Source organism: Paenibacillus sp. FSL F4-0100 (assembly GCF_037993005.1).
GTDB lineage: Bacteria > Bacillota > Bacilli > Paenibacillales > Paenibacillaceae > Paenibacillus_AQ.
In genome coordinates, this window is the sequence record NZ_CP150303.1 from 2,284,033 (window position 1) to 2,299,971 (window position 15,939).

General features: G+C 46.1%; 21 protein-coding genes and 4 tRNA genes. 20 read left to right on the forward strand and 5 right to left on the reverse strand.

The genetic code is table 11. From position 1 onward, the window contains the following. Position 1 precedes the first annotated feature (1 nt). The 17 genes from pyrF (at position 2) to MHH48_RS10060 (ending at position 9,407) form a co-directional block, all read left to right on the forward strand. A complete protein-coding gene (gene pyrF / locus MHH48_RS09980) occupies positions 2 to 739 on the forward strand; it encodes an orotidine-5'-phosphate decarboxylase (protein ID WP_076320661.1) in 738 nt (245 codons plus the stop codon). Beyond that, a complete protein-coding gene (pyrE, locus tag MHH48_RS09985; RefSeq protein ID WP_076320662.1) occupies positions 736 to 1,377 on the forward strand; it encodes an orotate phosphoribosyltransferase in 642 nt (213 codons plus the stop codon). Before pyrF ends, pyrE begins: the two co-directional genes overlap by 4 nt. A 39-nt stretch (positions 1,378 to 1,416) precedes the next feature. Next, positions 1,417 to 1,560 carry a hypothetical protein gene (locus tag MHH48_RS09990; protein WP_179090565.1) on the forward strand — a complete coding sequence of 48 codons (144 nt, stop codon included), beginning with the start codon at positions 1,417 to 1,419 and terminating at the stop codon, positions 1,558 to 1,560. Between the two features lie 24 nt (positions 1,561 to 1,584). Then, on the forward strand, positions 1,585 to 2,169 hold the full coding sequence (locus MHH48_RS09995) for a TetR/AcrR family transcriptional regulator (protein ID WP_076320663.1): 585 nt from the start codon (positions 1,585 to 1,587) through the stop codon (positions 2,167 to 2,169). Between the two features lie 214 nt (positions 2,170 to 2,383). Next, the gene (locus MHH48_RS10000; protein WP_256720381.1) at positions 2,384 to 3,088 is read left to right on the forward strand and encodes a hypothetical protein; all 705 of its coding nucleotides are present in this window, start codon (positions 2,384 to 2,386) and stop codon (positions 3,086 to 3,088) included. 161 nt (positions 3,089 to 3,249) lie between these two features. Next, a complete protein-coding gene (locus tag MHH48_RS10005; RefSeq protein ID WP_256720382.1) occupies positions 3,250 to 4,077 on the forward strand; it encodes a hypothetical protein in 828 nt (275 codons plus the stop codon). 2 nt (positions 4,078 to 4,079) lie between these two features. Further along, on the forward strand, positions 4,080 to 4,169 hold the full coding sequence (locus MHH48_RS10010; RefSeq protein ID WP_256720383.1) for a DUF4176 domain-containing protein: 90 nt from the start codon (positions 4,080 to 4,082) through the stop codon (positions 4,167 to 4,169). Positions 4,170 to 4,282: 113 nt separating this feature from the next. Continuing rightward, positions 4,283 to 4,447, forward strand: coding sequence for a hypothetical protein (locus tag MHH48_RS10015; RefSeq protein ID WP_164817394.1), 165 nt, complete (start codon positions 4,283 to 4,285; stop codon positions 4,445 to 4,447). An 82-nt stretch (positions 4,448 to 4,529) separates the two neighbouring features. Beyond that, positions 4,530 to 4,606, forward strand: a tRNA-Met gene (locus MHH48_RS10020). Positions 4,607 to 4,661: 55 nt separating this feature from the next. Next, positions 4,662 to 4,735, forward strand: a tRNA-Ile gene (locus MHH48_RS10025). 1,021 nt (positions 4,736 to 5,756) lie between these two features. Beyond that, positions 5,757 to 6,344 carry a hypothetical protein gene (locus MHH48_RS10030; RefSeq protein WP_076320664.1) on the forward strand — a complete coding sequence of 196 codons (588 nt, stop codon included), beginning with the start codon at positions 5,757 to 5,759 and terminating at the stop codon, positions 6,342 to 6,344. A 379-nt stretch (positions 6,345 to 6,723) separates the two neighbouring features. After that, positions 6,724 to 6,885, forward strand: coding sequence for a hypothetical protein (locus MHH48_RS10035; RefSeq protein WP_179090566.1), 162 nt, complete (start codon positions 6,724 to 6,726; stop codon positions 6,883 to 6,885). A gap of 97 nt (positions 6,886 to 6,982) precedes the next feature. After that, on the forward strand, positions 6,983 to 7,366 hold the full coding sequence (locus MHH48_RS10040) for a YmaF family protein (protein WP_076320665.1): 384 nt from the start codon (positions 6,983 to 6,985) through the stop codon (positions 7,364 to 7,366). 131 nt (positions 7,367 to 7,497) lie between these two features. Beyond that, a tRNA-Ile gene (locus tag MHH48_RS10045) sits at positions 7,498 to 7,568 on the forward strand. Between the two features lie 228 nt (positions 7,569 to 7,796). Further along, positions 7,797 to 7,985, forward strand: coding sequence for a hypothetical protein (locus MHH48_RS10050; RefSeq protein WP_256720384.1), 189 nt, complete (start codon positions 7,797 to 7,799; stop codon positions 7,983 to 7,985). Between the two features lie 274 nt (positions 7,986 to 8,259). After that, on the forward strand, positions 8,260 to 8,970 hold the full coding sequence (locus tag MHH48_RS10055; RefSeq protein WP_076320666.1) for a DUF421 domain-containing protein: 711 nt from the start codon (positions 8,260 to 8,262) through the stop codon (positions 8,968 to 8,970). A 248-nt stretch (positions 8,971 to 9,218) separates the two neighbouring features. Next, a complete protein-coding gene (locus MHH48_RS10060) occupies positions 9,219 to 9,407 on the forward strand; it encodes a hypothetical protein (protein ID WP_076321296.1) in 189 nt (62 codons plus the stop codon). Between the two features lie 95 nt (positions 9,408 to 9,502). On the opposite strand, the gene MHH48_RS10065 is transcribed toward MHH48_RS10060, so the two are convergent. From MHH48_RS10065 to MHH48_RS10075, 3 genes are all read right to left on the reverse strand, one after another. Beyond that, the gene (locus MHH48_RS10065; protein ID WP_076320667.1) at positions 9,503 to 10,708 is read right to left on the reverse strand and encodes an MFS transporter; all 1,206 of its coding nucleotides are present in this window, start codon (positions 10,706 to 10,708) and stop codon (positions 9,503 to 9,505) included. Between the two features lie 118 nt (positions 10,709 to 10,826). Beyond that, on the reverse strand, positions 10,827 to 11,426 hold the full coding sequence (locus MHH48_RS10070) for a TetR/AcrR family transcriptional regulator (protein ID WP_076320668.1): 600 nt from the start codon (positions 11,424 to 11,426) through the stop codon (positions 10,827 to 10,829). Between the two features lie 288 nt (positions 11,427 to 11,714). Further along, positions 11,715 to 12,479: a polysaccharide deacetylase family protein gene (locus MHH48_RS10075; RefSeq protein WP_076320669.1), complete on the reverse strand. Its 765-nt coding sequence runs from the start codon at positions 12,477 to 12,479 to the stop codon at positions 11,715 to 11,717. A gap of 344 nt (positions 12,480 to 12,823) precedes the next feature. Between MHH48_RS10075 and MHH48_RS10080 the strand changes: the two genes are divergently transcribed. From MHH48_RS10080 to MHH48_RS10090, 3 genes are all read left to right on the forward strand, one after another. After that, positions 12,824 to 12,909: transfer RNA gene (locus tag MHH48_RS10080), tRNA-Leu, on the forward strand. A gap of 207 nt (positions 12,910 to 13,116) precedes the next feature. Beyond that, complete coding sequence (locus tag MHH48_RS10085; protein ID WP_076321297.1) at positions 13,117 to 13,803, forward strand: uracil-DNA glycosylase; 687 nt, start codon at positions 13,117 to 13,119, stop codon at positions 13,801 to 13,803. Positions 13,804 to 13,822: 19 nt separating this feature from the next. Then, on the forward strand, positions 13,823 to 14,218 hold the full coding sequence (locus tag MHH48_RS10090; protein WP_076320670.1) for a hypothetical protein: 396 nt from the start codon (positions 13,823 to 13,825) through the stop codon (positions 14,216 to 14,218). A gap of 100 nt (positions 14,219 to 14,318) precedes the next feature. Here MHH48_RS10090 and MHH48_RS10095 read toward each other — a convergent pair whose 3' ends face one another. Then, on the reverse strand, positions 14,319 to 15,395 hold the full coding sequence (locus MHH48_RS10095; protein WP_076320671.1) for an AI-2E family transporter: 1,077 nt from the start codon (positions 15,393 to 15,395) through the stop codon (positions 14,319 to 14,321). A gap of 99 nt (positions 15,396 to 15,494) precedes the next feature. After that, entirely contained in the window at positions 15,495 to 15,833 is a 339-nt protein-coding gene (locus MHH48_RS10100) for a L,D-transpeptidase (RefSeq protein ID WP_076320672.1), read from the reverse strand. Between the last annotated feature and the right edge of the window lie 106 nt (positions 15,834 to 15,939).

Sequence of the window (15,939 nt, forward strand, 5' to 3'; positions counted from 1 at the left end):
GATGAACGCCAGCTACAATGAAATGGCGGGCCGCCTGATGGTGGCCCTGGATTACCCCGATGCCGAGCGCGCGAAAGCATTAGTGCAGCAGTTGGAGGGTATCCCGTGTTATATGAAGGTCGGTATGCAGCTGTTCTACGCTGCCGGTCCCGATTTTGTTAGAGAATTAAAAGCAAAAGGCTATTCCGTGTTCCTGGATGTGAAGATGCATGATATTCCGAACACGGTAAAAGGTGGGTCGAACAGCGTAACGCGGCTGGGTGTGGACATGTTTAATGTTCATGCCAGCGGCGGCGCTCTCATGATGCAGGCGGCAAAAGCCGGGGCGGAGGCCGCAGTGGCGGACACCCCGGGTCTTGCCATGCCTACGATCATTGCGGTAACCCAGTTGACTAGTACGAGTCAGAATGTCATGAATAACGAAATCGGCATCCCGGGTTTGGTAGAGGATGCGGTCGTACGATATGCGAAGCTGGCTCAGCAAGCGGGACTGCATGGCGTCGTCGCTTCATCGCTTGAAGTGGAGGCCATTCGGTCCGCATGCGGCCAAGCGTTTAAGACCGTTATACCGGGTATCCGTCCAGCCGGTGCGGATATCGGAGACCAGACTCGGGTCCTTACACCAGGGGAAGCCATCCGCAAGGGCAGTCATTTTCTGGTTGTCGGCCGTCCCATTACGGAATCCCCGAGCCCGAGACAAGCTGCAAAACAGATTATTGAGGAGATGATTCAAGCATGAGTACACTCGCGAATATTCCACATCAGATCGCAGCTTATTTGCTGAAGATTGAGGCCGTTTCTCTTAGACCTCACCAGCCGTTTACGTGGACGTCGGGAATTAAGTCCCCGATCTACTGTGACAATCGCTTGACGATGTCCTATCCCGAGATTCGCGACTACATTGCTGAATCGTTCGCAGCCGTCATCCGGGAGCAATATCCGGAGGCCGAGGCCATTGCCGGTACGGCCACAGCCGGGATTCCGCATGCAGCCTTTGTATCCCAGAAGATGAACCTGCCCATGTCCTATATTCGGGACAAAGCAAAGGGTCATGGCAAGGAAAACCTAATCGAAGGCTTGATCAAGCCAGGTCAGAAGGTGGTTGTGATCGAGGATTTGATCTCCACGGGCGGCAGCTCGCTCAAAGCGGCGCAAGCGGTCAAGGATGCAGGGGCAGAGCCGCTGGTGGTATTGGCTATATTCAGCTACCAGCTGGATAAAGCGGTACAAGCTTTCGCTGAAGCCGGTATTCCGCTGCAGAGCTTGTCCAATTACGGAGCGCTGATTGATGTTGCGCTATCCGAGAATCGGATTCAGGAACAGGATGTGGAGCTTCTTCAATCCTGGAGATCGAATCCAACTTCCTTTGGCGTGTAAACAACTTATACCAGCTAAGATCATCAGGCTGTCGTCTTTGTGAGTTATCGCAGAGCGACGGCTTTTTTTATTGTAATGTGGCGAAGACAATCCATGGTGGGTGCCGGGTTGACAGCGGCAGGCTGGATCGTTACATTAGGACTGTACGCGGCTGGTAGCCAGCCATCGGTGTCCTTATGCTGATATAGAAGGGATATAGTCTAACAGATGAATGCTAAGAAAGAAGCAGTGCTTGAAGCCGGGAAGCGGTTGTTTTTGGAGCAGGGGATTTTACAGACGAGTATGGAGCAGATTGCCGAAGCGGTCCCCGTTTCCAAGATGACGATTTATAACTACTATCAGAGCAAAGAGGGCTTACTGGATCATGTCGTGGACCGGATGGTCGACGAGCTCATGGCGATTTACCGCGATATGATGGACCAGGCAAAAGATCCGCTTGAGGCGTTAACCGTCTTCTACAAGGATCAGCACAAATTTTCGGCGTTTGTCTCGCAGAAATTTGTGGCGGATCTGGCCAAATTCCCGGAGCAGATGGACAAGCTGCTCCAATTCAACCAGAAATTCGTTGTTCCGGAATTTGAAATGCTGATCTTTAAAGGCCAGCAGCTTGGACAGATACGGAAAGACATCTCTCCCCAGGTATTGGTTGCGTTCCTTACTTTTATCAAGGAATTTACAGCCCGGAACGAATGGTACCATGGTCTGGGGAGCCTGAACGTGATCAGTGAACAGCTGATGACGATTCTTTATCACGGTATTATCCAGCAGGAAGATCCGTCTAATCTAACATGAGTACAAGAACATTCCAGAGGTGATTTCGACCCGGGAATGTTTTTTTATGAAATTTTACTGTTGAGCAGTTTGAAAATCGGCTGATTTGTTATGTTCCTATAAATTTAGGGCCACGACTTGGTAGAGGGCAAGGAGATGTCTCACCTATAATAGTAATGATAACTTCAGATTTTAACACAAAATAGGCGGGGCTGACCGTAAGGAGGAGAGATCTTTGGAAATTTCGTCAAGGATCCAACTGACCGGCAAACAATTCTTTGTACTAACTGGCATTGTCGGTGCGCGGGCTGTTATTGGGTTAGAGGACCCTTTTCGTGGAACGTTGACCGAGGAGATGCCCATAGAAGTGGCCAAGATTGAGCAGGAGCTGCAGGAGAAAGACTTGATTGATACGGGTGACAGCGAGCCGGTTCTTGTGCAGGAACTGCTGGAATACATAGAAGTATGCAGTCGGACCCTGTTAACGATACATATGAGGGTGTCCGGTTCCCACAAGGAGCCGAAGGAGTGTTTCATTTATTACAGTTCAAGTCTGGTGGTAAAGGCCGATATTGAAAGCGAGCCTGACGGTGAGAGAGTCTATGTGCTGGAAGCGCTGGGAACCCCTTCGGAAGCTTGGCTTAAAATCATCAATCATCTGCAGCTGGAGGACCGGAAGAACCGTGATACAGCTCCATTGGCAATGCCTAATGGCTGGTTTCAGCAATGGATGAGTGCCGAGCAAGGGGAGCAGGAGCCTCGCAAGTACTTGCTTGCCCAAGGCTACCCGGAATCGGTTGTCTCCGCCTTGGCCGATTGTGTCAGCCATCCAGAGAGATATGCTACCTTTACGGCGTACTATTGTCCGGATCTGAACTGCCGAATACAGGGGAATCGAACTGTTGAGAGGACAGCATTCCAATTGGCTGATTCGCAATGAAGGCGAACAGGATCAAATTTGGGGCGCCACGGTAACGGAAATCATACGGGAGCTTGGCGTGGTGATTGAGCGCATTAAGTGTAGTACCTGAAATGCTGAACCAACAAGGGTGTCTGGCTTGAGAAAGACAGGCGCGGATATGCGAGCCAATGTGACGAACGGTGGGGAATCTGGTCACGAATATCAACGTGAACAAGAGCGGGGCAAATAAGGGGAGTGTCAAGATAAGCACAAGGATTTCAGAGGAAGAACAGTTTCATTTCCGGCTAATCCCTGCCGAGCAGATTCGGGGCGGCATTGTATGTTTTTTATTCATTATGCTGATCCCTGCACTGGTTACGCTGGCGGAGCCTATGATGTCGGTATATATGTATGTGGCAGCGGCGGTGTGGGTGGTTATGCTGCTGTGGGGGATTGGCCTGAGTGTAAATCCGTACCGGTCTGAGGTTAGTTTTGTGCTCTATTTGGGGATTTACGGATTGGCGCTGGCAGTCACTTGTGAGATCGCTATACTCAAAATGATGTATGACATGGCCGGAGTTGAATCCATCGGGTATGGGCTAAGCTCGGCAGCGGTGATGCTTCTGCTGCTCCTCGTTTTTTATGTGTTGCATTTCAGAGCACTGCAGCAAAGGACCTACCAGTCCATCGAGCGCAAAGGCGGCGTTGGAAAAGCGGGCAAAGCGGCCCTGTTGTTTGCGGCTATCGGTTACACTGGGTATTACGTAGTGGTTGCGGTAACCGGCGATCTTGGCGGATTTGTGATGGGGATGGCGGCCTTTTCTGTTCTGTTAATTCTCGGTCTGTACATGGTCGTTGTTTTCATTCATCGGTATAAGTTCATCCAAAACAATATGGATAAGCTGAAAGCTCATTATCCCGTACTGGGTTTGCCGAAGAAGCAGCGGAACGCCGCGTTTCTGAACAAAATGAACCAGGGCCGTATGCCTTCGGCACCGCACCGGAGGAGCAAAAAAAGGAGAGGATAATTATGACGCAACAACAGCAGTTGCTGCCAAATGGATCGATTGTCTTTTTGAAAAAAGGCGAGAAGAAGCTGGTAATCTACGGTCGCAAGTAAATTCTGGCGCTTGAGCAGCCGAAAAAGAAGTTTGTTGGATTTCGGTTTTTTTATGGAAGTTTGGATATAATATGACAGCATTACACTATCATTCGGGTAAGGAGTCGCATAGGATGAACTGGGTATATTACGGAAAGCTGTATACAAGCAAATTTCAGGCGGGCTGCTTCGCTAAACGTTTGGAGCAGGATGGCTGGCTGTTCGGGTACCATGATCCTCGGATGGTGGAAGTTTACCGTTCCAAAAAGGGTCGCTATGGCGTGCGGTTTATGCCTTGAGAAAATTCCATTAAAACAGCGCTTGACTTGTTGTAGGGAAATGGTGTATATTTATTCTTGTCGCTGTTTGATACAGCATTGACGCGGGGTGGAGCAGTTCGGTAGCTCGTCGGGCTCATAACCCGAAGGCCGCAGGTTCAAATCCTGCCCCCGCAACCAATTTTTAAACGATGTATGTATGACGTCCTTATGTTTATGTGTACATGTATGTTCAGGGCCCTTAGCTCAGTTGGTTAGAGCGGTCGGCTCATAACCGACTGGTCGGGGGTTCGAGTCCCTCAGGGCCCACTTTATCGAAAACCCTTGCGATGCAAGGGTTTTTTGCTGTTTATAGGGTTGTTTAGTTGAGTGAAAAACTATGGTGAAAAACGCATTTGCTAACGGCAGCTATTGATCGACAGTATCGTTCATTGAACATTGCTGTGGTCATTCCAAGGCGTTCAACTGCGACTTTCAGATAGCTGAAGGCACTGAGAGTATGGTTAATACGTTCGTTCTTCAAGTAGACCGCGATGTGAAGAACCCCTCCCAGTCCTATTTATGGTACATTAGCACATTCTGATCATGATTGCCGAAATGTCCAGACTAAGTCCGTCTATGTACATAAACTGTACCATTCCACAAAACAAGGAGGTAAATATCGGTGAGTTACGAAAAATCTTGTTACGGCGGGTACGGGAATCCAGTAGGTACGGTTCTGGTTTTATTTATTCTCTTGGTTATTATCTTGGGAACTTTTTGGATTTAACTAAGCACCTGAATGAAGCATTCATTGATTTAATTTAATTCACCAATTACGATACTGCACCCATGCGGTATCCCCAATTCGGTAAACGGGGACGGCTACTTTCCGTCCCCGTTTTTGATTAAGTTCATTGTACATAAACCGAACATCAAACAACGAGGAGATCAGTGCTGCAAGGCGTGTTTATTTGTCTGCGAACATGATATCGTGACAAGGGCAGAAAATAGTAGAGAAGGGACACAGCGTTGGCGTGTGCCCCTTATTTGTCGTGCATCCATATATAGAAACCAACAGGGCATCAACGGTATAAGATCATGGTTCATGAGCTGGGCTATCAGAGCTGGAGGTGTCAGTTGTTGACCTGGACGATCGGCAAGAACTCTATGTAGCTGGTTTGATTCTATGGTCACCAAGCAAAATGTGAGACAGCTCTCCGTTTTTTACGGGGGGCTATTTTCATTTGAGGAAATTGAGCTATTTGACTAATCATTTGTCCAGATCCATTAATTCCATGGACTCATATATATGTTAAAGATTCGTTGATAAAAAAGGAGGAAGTATAAAATGCACAAAAGAACAGTACTAGGAAAGGCAAATAGTACGGCCAAACAACTACAAGCGCCTAGAAGACTTAACGGAATCCGGGCGAGTAGCGTTGCAAAGGCAATGAGAACGATGATTGCCGCACAAAGATCATTGAATGCACAAAATCCGGTTGTTATTAGTCAAAGAACTAGGAGAATAAGTACGAATCGAAACTGGGTAAACGCACTTGAAATCGAGCGAAATCCGGCATGGGTAGCGCCGCAATCTGGTGAATCGTACGTTTGGGGAAGAAATGACCCTAACGGTCCTGCTGCTGTGGTCGCCAGAAGATTTACGATTAGAGACGATATTGAGAGAGCTAGCTTATTCCTGTCCGTTGATAACTTTGCCATCGTTTTAATAAATGGACGGCCGGTAGTTATCGACAATCCGCAGGGCAATGTTTCATTCTTTAATCCGGGAAGATCGTTTAATATTAGGCGTTTCCTTCGGAGAGGTACAAATGATATTGTGATCGCCGCTTTTAACTTCCCGTCAAATGCAAACAGAAGCGGAGATAATCCAGCAGGTGTCCTTGCACGTATCGAAATTGAACTAGGAAATTAGTCCGGTAGTAGCTCTAGTTCAATCGGTTGCGAACGCTATAACGTTGCCGATATCGTAATCATCGCCATGTTCGACTTTAATTCGCCGCAACCGGTATGTTGAGGAGTAGACGACTTTTTTGATGACCGAGTTTTTTCAAATGATGTGCTCCTCATCGACGTACTAAGCTGACTAAGCTAACGGAACACTATAGTTTAGAACAAACCGCCTAATGATTGGGCGGTTTTTCTTATGCCAAGATTTATTAAAAGGAGGACGCTGACACGTCCTCCCCTTAGTCCAGGGTATCCCCCGGCTGAGATAGCGGCCCGCCGCGCGCAATTTATCTGACATTCGCTATCTCGCAATCCATCATAACTGAAAGCCGAGAGGAACGACAATGGGAACACTTGAGAGTAAGAATTTGCTAATGCTGCACGAGCTCTTCAAAGCCGGAATAGCCAAAAGGGTAAAGGATTTTCAGGACGGCCGGATCGAGAATAAGACAGTGGATGAGAAGCTGATTGAAATAGATATCGAATTGCAGAAGGATGAACTATAAAAACTATTAGAGTCGTCCTAATAATGGCCTTGCACATAACCATGTATGTCTAAATAGGATGTTGTAAGTCGTTTAAATTTAAGGAGGCATACAACGAATGCAGACGAAACGGCAAGCAATAAAGAAGGTTAGAATAACATCTACAAAACAGGTGAAGAGACGCGTAAAGGTACAGAGACACGTACATGAATTTGAAGGTAGTACCAAGCTGGCTGAAGAAGGAGCAGATCGACACAATCATCGGTTTGCTGGTGTTACAGGGCAAGCGATTCGAGTGGGGAATAGTCATGTCCACGAAATTGAATTAGAAAAAACTGATTTCTTGAACCATTTTCATAATCTGAAAAAGATTAGAACTGGACCGGCTATTCCAGTAGGAAATGGCAAACACGTACATTTTGTAACTGGTCAGACTACATTAAACGATGGTCACGTACACCAATTCAATTTTGCGACATTGATTCAATCACCTCTCGTATAGGAATTATAAAACAATAAACTTTGACGGCTAGTGATCTAACGCAATTGCTGACAAAAACATAAAAACACACGAAAACATTTGCAGTTCTAAACCTATAGTAACTAAACTGGCTGCACCCCGCAAAAACGTTTTCCTTAGCTCAGTTGGTTAGAGCGGTCGGCTCATAACCGACTGGTCGAGGGTTCGAGTCCCTCAGGGCCCACTTTATCGAAAACCCTTGCGATGCAAGGGTCTTTTGCTGTTCATAGGGCTGTTCCGTTGAGTAAAAATATTATGAATGTAGGGTTCTTTGTTGCATTTTAAAAAACGACTATTTTTCGTCCTCGTTTCTCATATTCTTGTAAATTAGAACCCTACTGCTTAGGCTGGTGGGGTTATTTTTTGTCCATAGAGCATATCCGCCCTGACATTGCATGAGATTTTGAATACTTTGTATCGTATCGAAAATAAAAAGGCATCGCAAAAAACTTCTTATAAATCGTTAGATGAGGCACTTGCAGTAATAGAACAAGCCGTTTCAGGCGAGCGAGAAGACGAGTTGTTTTATGATTATTTAGTTTCAGTGGCTCCGACGACCGAATTCATTTATAGAGGGAGTAGAGAAAGCTTTAATGGGTGAATTAAGGGTAGTGGAAAAATACCGTAATAGAGCCGGGATGCCATACAAGTACTATAGGGACATGGTATTTGAGATTTTAACAGACGAATTTAAACATGCAAGTAAATATAATTTTATTATGACCTTAGAACTCAAAAGAACATTAAATGAGATCACCGATTAATTAGAAGTTCAATTAGAGTATATTCTTGAAACTTTGCTATCTTATCGGTTTATTTTTGTGAAAATTGCCCATATATATGTTATACGATGAAAATGGGGTGTATGGGCTCTCATGGTTGAACATATGATAATTCTACTTCGTAGTATATCTGCATTTGTGCTTTTGTTGATTATTACGCGATTCTTGGGAAAACAAACGTTATCTAACATGAATTTTCATGAGTTTGTTACCGCCGTTATTTTGGGTGCAATTGCTGCAAATTTTGCTTTCAATGAAAAATTGCAGGTAATACAACTACTTATCTCGCTTGCTGTTTTTACATTTACATCCTATCTTTTATCAAAGCTCGTTGTGAAGAACCGTAAATTCCGTATGTGGGCCGAAGGGACACCGAGTATACTTATAGAGGGTGGGAAGATTCTTGAAGAGAATCTAAAGAAAAATAAATTAACATTAGATACAGTAAATCAGATGTTACGACAAAAAGATATTTTTGATATCTCGGAAGTTGAGTACGGCGTATTAGAGATCAATGGAATGATATCTGTGATGAAGAAAAAGGAATACCAGAATGTAACTTTAAAAGATATGAAAAAGGGAATGAAAGGGAATCAACAGTTTCCGATTGAGCTTATCATGGATGGACAACTTTTAGAGAAGAATCTAAAGGTAAATGATCTCTCCCCCGATTGGGTTCATGATAAATTAAAAGACCGGAACAAAAATATTGAAGATGTTTTTTATGCAGTTAAGGGAACGGACGGTCAATTGTATCTCGATTTTTATAAGGATAAGATACAACATCCAATTGACGTAGAGTGAAGCTGAGCGGCATGATCAGGACCTTAGCGAAACAAACATAACCGAACGAAAGCCCCCGCGATTCACTTTAACTGTAAGACTCCACCAACAATGCCGGTGGAGTCTTTTTCGGTATATATTTTAAGCGAGATTTGTAATCGGGGGCGACATACGGTACATTTTAATAGAAATCATTGGGGGATATGCTTATTTATACAGCTGCTGCTGCTTGGATGCAGCTCATTTTAGATATAGGATGGGGGATAAAGGTGTCAGAGTGGGTGTTAAATCAGTCGTGGGGATTGCCTGTGTTGCTTGCCTTCTTGATGGTCGTATTCGTATTTGAGTCACGGAAAGCCTTTAAGGCATATAAAGAAAAAAGACGGTTCGAATTGGGATGGGCTCTCTTGTTTGCGCTTGTGGCTTTATTGGCGATGATCGTCCTGGTGGCATATTAAAAATACATAACCAAAAACAAGACACCGCCAGAAGCTTCCGGCGGTGTCTTGTTTAGTGATTGGCTATAAACGTTGAGGAGGGCCGTTATCCTTCGTTACCGTTCACTCATGACAGCCTCTGTTGCGGCCCAGGCTCTGCCGGCACGCATGGCCAGGAAGAAGCAGAGGATGAGGACGATGGACGCGGAGATGTAGGGAAAGTTGATGTCCAAATCAAACAGATACCCTGCTACCAGCGGTCCTGCAATATTCCCCAGGCTGGTATAGGCCGAGTTCAGACCGGCCACGTAGCCTTGCTGATCCTTCGCCAGCTTGGACATTTGCGTACCGATAGCGGGGCGTAAGATGTCGATCGACAGAAAGACCAGGAAGGTAACAAGGAATATCAGCCAGTATTTATGCACAAACAGGGTTAACAGGATACAGATTCCTGCGGTAAGCAAACTGAGCGTAATGACTCTTTTCTCACCGAACCGGTTCAGGATCCAACCGAAAATCGTCGCTTGGACGACGGCACCCGCAATCGATCCAAATGTGATGATCATCGCAATATCTTTAGGGGTGAACCCAAATTTATGATCCACAAAGAGGCCGAACACCGTTTCATAATTGGCAAGGCCAAACGAGAGCACAAATACAATGATCAAACTTAAGAAATAAGGTTCTTTGAAAGAACGTACCAGCTGGACAACCATGCTCTCCTTCTTCCGTCCCAGCAAGGTAGGTGCTTCCTGCTTGGTGGATGATTCCGGAAGCAACAGCAGCGTTACCAGTGCGGCAATTCCTCCCGCAACAGCCGCAGCGTAGAAAGGAACGCGAATGCCAAACTCGGCGATGAACCCTCCGATACCCGGTCCGATGATGAAACCTGTCGTAATCGCAGCATTAATGAACCCCATGCCCCTGGCACGTTCCTCATTCGAAGTCACGTCAGCCGTGTAGGCCATAACAGCAGGCATAATGAGCGCAGCACCGATACCGCCGAGCATTCTCGATGCAAACAGGAGCGGCGGTGTGCTGGCAGCTCCGAACAACCATTCCGATATAGCGAACACAATCATGCCGGAGATGATGATTTTTTTACGACCCATGGTGTCCGACAATCTACCCGCAAGTGGCGAGAATAACAGCTGTGTTAATGAAAAAGCGGCAACGAGCATGCCTACCGTGCTTCCGCTGATATGCAGTTCCGTCATATAGGTTGGCATAATAGGTATGACGAGCCCGATGCCGGTGAAGACTAGAAATATATTGAACATGAGGAGCAGAATGGCTCCATTGTTTCGCATCAGTAATGACATGATGATTCCTCCAAAATAAAAGACGATTTAATAATGACATGATGAAAATATAGTAATTCGATTATTTATATACTGAACGTTCGGTTTGTAATAGAGTGTGAAAAAAGAGTGTTGTTTTTCATGATTTCTTTTCAATGCCATGCAGAAATACTTTGATGGCAGCATGATAAAGGGCAAGCGCATTTTCCACCTTCGTTATGCGGGACATCTGGCTTAAACCAACAATGAGGCTCTCAAAGATGACGGATAGCTGCTCCACATTATGATTCTCAAACTCCCCGCGATCAATCCCTTGCTGCAGCAATCTTTGATCGAATTCCAAATGGCTCCGAATAATCTGGACGATTCGCTGCTGTACTTCCTCGGTAACATCTCCATTGCTGTTCATAAATTCATCAAGCGCCTTGGAGAAGGGGTGGTTCAGATCATCAAACACCAATTGATCCGCTATTCCGTATAGCTTGTCAACGGTGGTGGTGTAATGCTGCTCTTTACTGTTCCATTTCTGTTCCCACTCGAGGTCCCATTCCTCGATCAGATACAGAAACAGCCCTTCCTTGCTCTTGAAATGATAATAGATATTCCCTTTGCTGCTGCCGGTGGCTTCAACGATTTCCTCTATTGACGTTGATTTGTAACCCTTCTGCATAAAAAGCGCCTTGGCGGCTTCGGCTATGCGTCGCTTGGTATCTTCCGTTTGTTGTTGTTTTTTATTCACGCATGCACCCCCCTTATACCCTTTGCGAGCTTTTCAAAATTTATATACTGAACGTTCGTTCTGTATCTTACCAAATACAATTAATTTATTCAAGACCTCTTGCTGGAGACCTCCATTGGGTGCGTTTGCAGAGGAGCTCCGTACTGCTCAGCCGGCGCTCAGCAAGACCATTTCCAGACTCGAGGAGGATCCGAAATTGAACTCTGTGTTATCGGATCCAATCGGGTTCCCAAAAATAACCGTTACCATGAGTAGGTAGCGGTTATTGTAGAAGTTAATTCATTCCCTTTAATGGTTTACTTCAATGAACTTACGCGATTTCTCATGATAGGACAGCAGCCCCGAAACGGTCACAAATTCGTAGCCTCTCTTTTGCAGCTCCGGCAGAATCACTTTGAGAGCTTCAACTGTCTGTGTACTACCCGGCACAAAATCGTGCATCAGTACAATGTCTCCATTATGGGCATTATCCAGCACTTTTTTGGCAATCCGATTAACGCCGGGCTTTCGCCAGTCCAGCGTATCCTGGTGCCATGACCATAATACGGTCAGCATACCGAAATCCTTGCTCGTGCGGACAATCGCTTCATTATAACTGCCTCCGGGTGGACGAAACAGAACGGTTCGAATGCCAGTTGCATGAAAAATCGCATCCTGCGTACGGTTCAGTTCGCTCGTTAACTTGCTGACGTTAATATTGTGAAAGGGAGGATGGGAGTATGAGTGATTGCCGATCTCATGTCCTTCCTGCAGCTCTCGCGCTACGATCTCAGGGTGTTTCTCCACCCGGTTGCCAACAACGAAGAAGGTAGCCTTAGCGTCATATTGCTTTAGCAGATCCAGAATTTGAATGGTATTCTGTTCGTCCGGACCATCGTCAAAGGTAAGGGCAATTACTTTGTTTTGTGTGGGGACTTCCCATACAATCTCGCCGCGTTCCTCATAATAATCCCTGCCTTTGGAAGCGGATGGTGCATGCTCGGCGTTAACAACTTTCGGATAGCAAAGGGAAATGGAGAGAGCGATTAATACGACGGTTGAGAGTTTTTTCATGGTGAGGGGTATCCTTTTCTCGGCTGTTCTAGTCTTCGCATATGACAATGCAAGCCTATTTATCATTTGGCGATAACGGTAAAATTATTCTTTATGGCATACGGAAGCCTTTGAATCGATGAATTAAAGCGGTGGTTCAAGCTATTAAGTAAGGTGATGCCAAAAATTATGAGTTTCATATATTGACATCATATGGTTGGACATGGTATTATCAATTTTGTCGCTAAGACGAAATGTGCACACCTAGATATCGGAATGAGATCGCAATATATTGCGATTCCCACGCGTACCTTCGGCTATGTAAGTGAACGTGAACGACGCTAGGAACATGCGCGGATAAATATGCCGGGGTGGCGGAATTGGCAGACGCACAGGACTTAAAATCCTGCGGTAGGTGACTACCGTACGGGTTCGACCCCCGTCCTCGGCATTATAACAGCGTCTGGTAAGATGCAAAATAAGTCGGCCCCCGTATGGGTGCCGGCTTATTTTTTTAAATCGACATAAGGTCAATTCATGATGAGCGTTGTTATTGGATTCGAATTGAACGGAAGATGTTATGGTGTTCCGATTATAGAAATCGCATTCTTTTATGATTCCATGCTGGCCTGTGTGAGAGGAGAGAGGAGACATGCGGATGTTTAACAATGATTGGGACCTTATTCTGCAGGGAGAAGTGGATAAGCCTTATTTTCAAGCTTTGATGGAACGGGTGGACGAGGAATACCGGCGCAGCACGGTGTATCCCCCCAAGGAAGATATATTTCGGGCTCTTCAGCAAACATCGTACCAATCGACAAAAGTCGTTATTTTGGGACAAGACCCTTATCACGGTCGTAGGCAGGCACAGGGACTGAGCTTTTCCGTTTCGCCCGGGGTTACGATTCCTCCGTCTTTACGAAATATACATAAGGAGCTTGCTTCGGATCTGGGAATCTCGATTCCCCGTCACGGATCCTTGCAATCGTGGGCGGATCAAGGAGTACTGCTGCTCAATGCAGTGCTTACGGTTCGCGAAGGCGAGCCGAACTCGCATAAAGGGATCGGGTGGGAGACATTCACCGATACGGTTATTGCGAAACTGAATGAACGTGATCAGCCAATGGTTTTTATATTATGGGGCAGTTACGCACAGAAGAAAGGTTCCTTCATAGACCGAAGCCGGCACAAGGTGCTTGAGTCCAGTCATCCGAGTCCATTTGCAGCGCATAAAGGATTCTTCGGTAGTCGTCCATTTTCAGCATCGAATGCTTTTTTAATGCAAAAGGGTATGGATCCGGTGAATTGGGACATCCCAAGCACACCGGGCGATGGAGATGAATAATCCGCGAGAGGTGACCTTCATGAAGCATTGGATTGGTCGTCATGTTGTCATTCAGCGTTTAGACGGGGCGAAAAGCACGGTTGAAGGTGTGCTGAAAGGGTGGGATCCCGTTCAGGAAAAAGTGATTCTAGGTCCGGGTGAGCTTGTTATACCGTTTCGCGCCATTCATAGAATTATGCCAAGAAACGCATACCCTGCCTTGAACTCCATCGGTTATGTCGTGAATCATACCATTCAATTCGATAACGCCATCTATTTTGGATCATCCGTGATGATATGGCGGGGCAATCGACTGGTGTTATCACAGGCCATCCTGACTACTCACGATGAGGATACCGTTACCTTGTCAAATGGTATGATATTGCGCAAGGATGAGCATGATTTTGTGGTTCGATCTCTGCGCGGCAATGCGTGATTCTTTAAATAAAGGATGTCCCCAGCAGCCATCGTGAAGTTGGCGGGGACATCCTTTTTTGTACAAATGTCACTTGTATGTCTGAAGTAACTCGAGTTCATTATGCGTCTTCTACTTTTTCGGCAAGGAACAGTTCGTAAATCCGTACCACGATAATTTTGACGATCATGTAAGCGGGAATGGCGAGCAGGATGCCAAGCAGCCCGAAGAAGTCGCCGCCTACAAGAATGAGGACAATCGTGGTCAACGGGTGAATATCCAACTGTTTCCCGTAGATGACCGGTGTCAGAATATTATCTTGGATCTGCTGTGCGATGACAATGACGACAACAGACCATATCGCAATCGAAGGAGATTCGATAAAACCGATGATCACGGCAGGAATGGTCGCCAGCAGCGCTCCGATATACGGGATGAAATTCAAGAAGAAGGAGATCACCGTCAAGAGCAAAGAATAAGGCAGCCCGATGATCAGAAATCCGATATAGATCATTATGCTAAGTATAAGATTCAGGATCACTTTGCCGATAATAAAATTGCTGAGTGCTGTATCAATCTCACCCAGCACTTCCTTGCCGTCACGGCGGTATCGTCTTGGTAGGACACTGAGCAGCTTGGGCGGAAGCTTGCTGCCTTCTTTCAGCATGTAGTACAGAATGATCGGAATCGTAGCAATAATAACGACAACGCTGGATACAACGGCAATCAGGTTATTGATGGAGTTGCTGATCCAGGTAATGATCCGATTCATGTATTCCGTCAGTGAGGTAGATAACTCGGATTCCGTTGGTATAAAGCGTGACCAGTATGGATTCTGCTGCAACTGGTCGATCTGTTGCTGCACACCCTCTACCAGAAAGGGGGCATTACTGATAAAATTTTCGATCTGCTCGCGCAGTGTCGGCCACACCACAATGCCGAAGATGGCGCAGAGACCGGCAAACACGAAATACAGCATCAGGACGCCAATGGATCGTTTGATTTTCCGCCGCTCCAGGTAGTCCACAATCGGTCTGAGCAGATAATAGAAGAAGCCGGCCATCGCGACGGGAACGATCAGCATATTGAACATGGAGACGATTGGCCGGAACAAGAAGCTGATTTCGGATCCGAGATAAATGATCAAGAGCAGTGCGATTATGCCAAAGCATGTCCTGAAATATTTGCTCTGCATCATGGGCAATCCCTCCATACAACGAATAGGTAAATACATTGGTACGATGTAACATTTGTATTTAACCAATTTGGAGGGATTTGAAATCACCAGTTTATGCTATCAGTTTCGTATGGTGACCCGGGTATGAATCGGCACGAGGGAGGCAAGCTCAATGACGTCCTCGTTGTACATTCGAATGCAGCCATGGGAAACGTAGCGGCCGATGGATGAAGGGTCATTCGTGCCATGGATGCCATAATGGGGTTTGGACAACCCTAACCAATAGGCTCCAAAAGGCCCCCCGGGATTTGGCTGTTTGTTGACGATGGTGTAATTGCCTGGCGGCGTCTGTGTAGCCATTTTACCGATGGCAACCGGGAACGTACGTACCACGGTGTCGCCATCCAACAGGTGCAGCTGAAAATTGGATAAATCGACAATAATGCGGTATTGGGGCATCTTAATTCATCTCCTTCCTGATTATGCTATGAATTAGCGGGAAGAGCGACCCCTAAATCAACTTAAAATAGGCAAATTACATCTTCATGACTGGTAGAAATTTCAT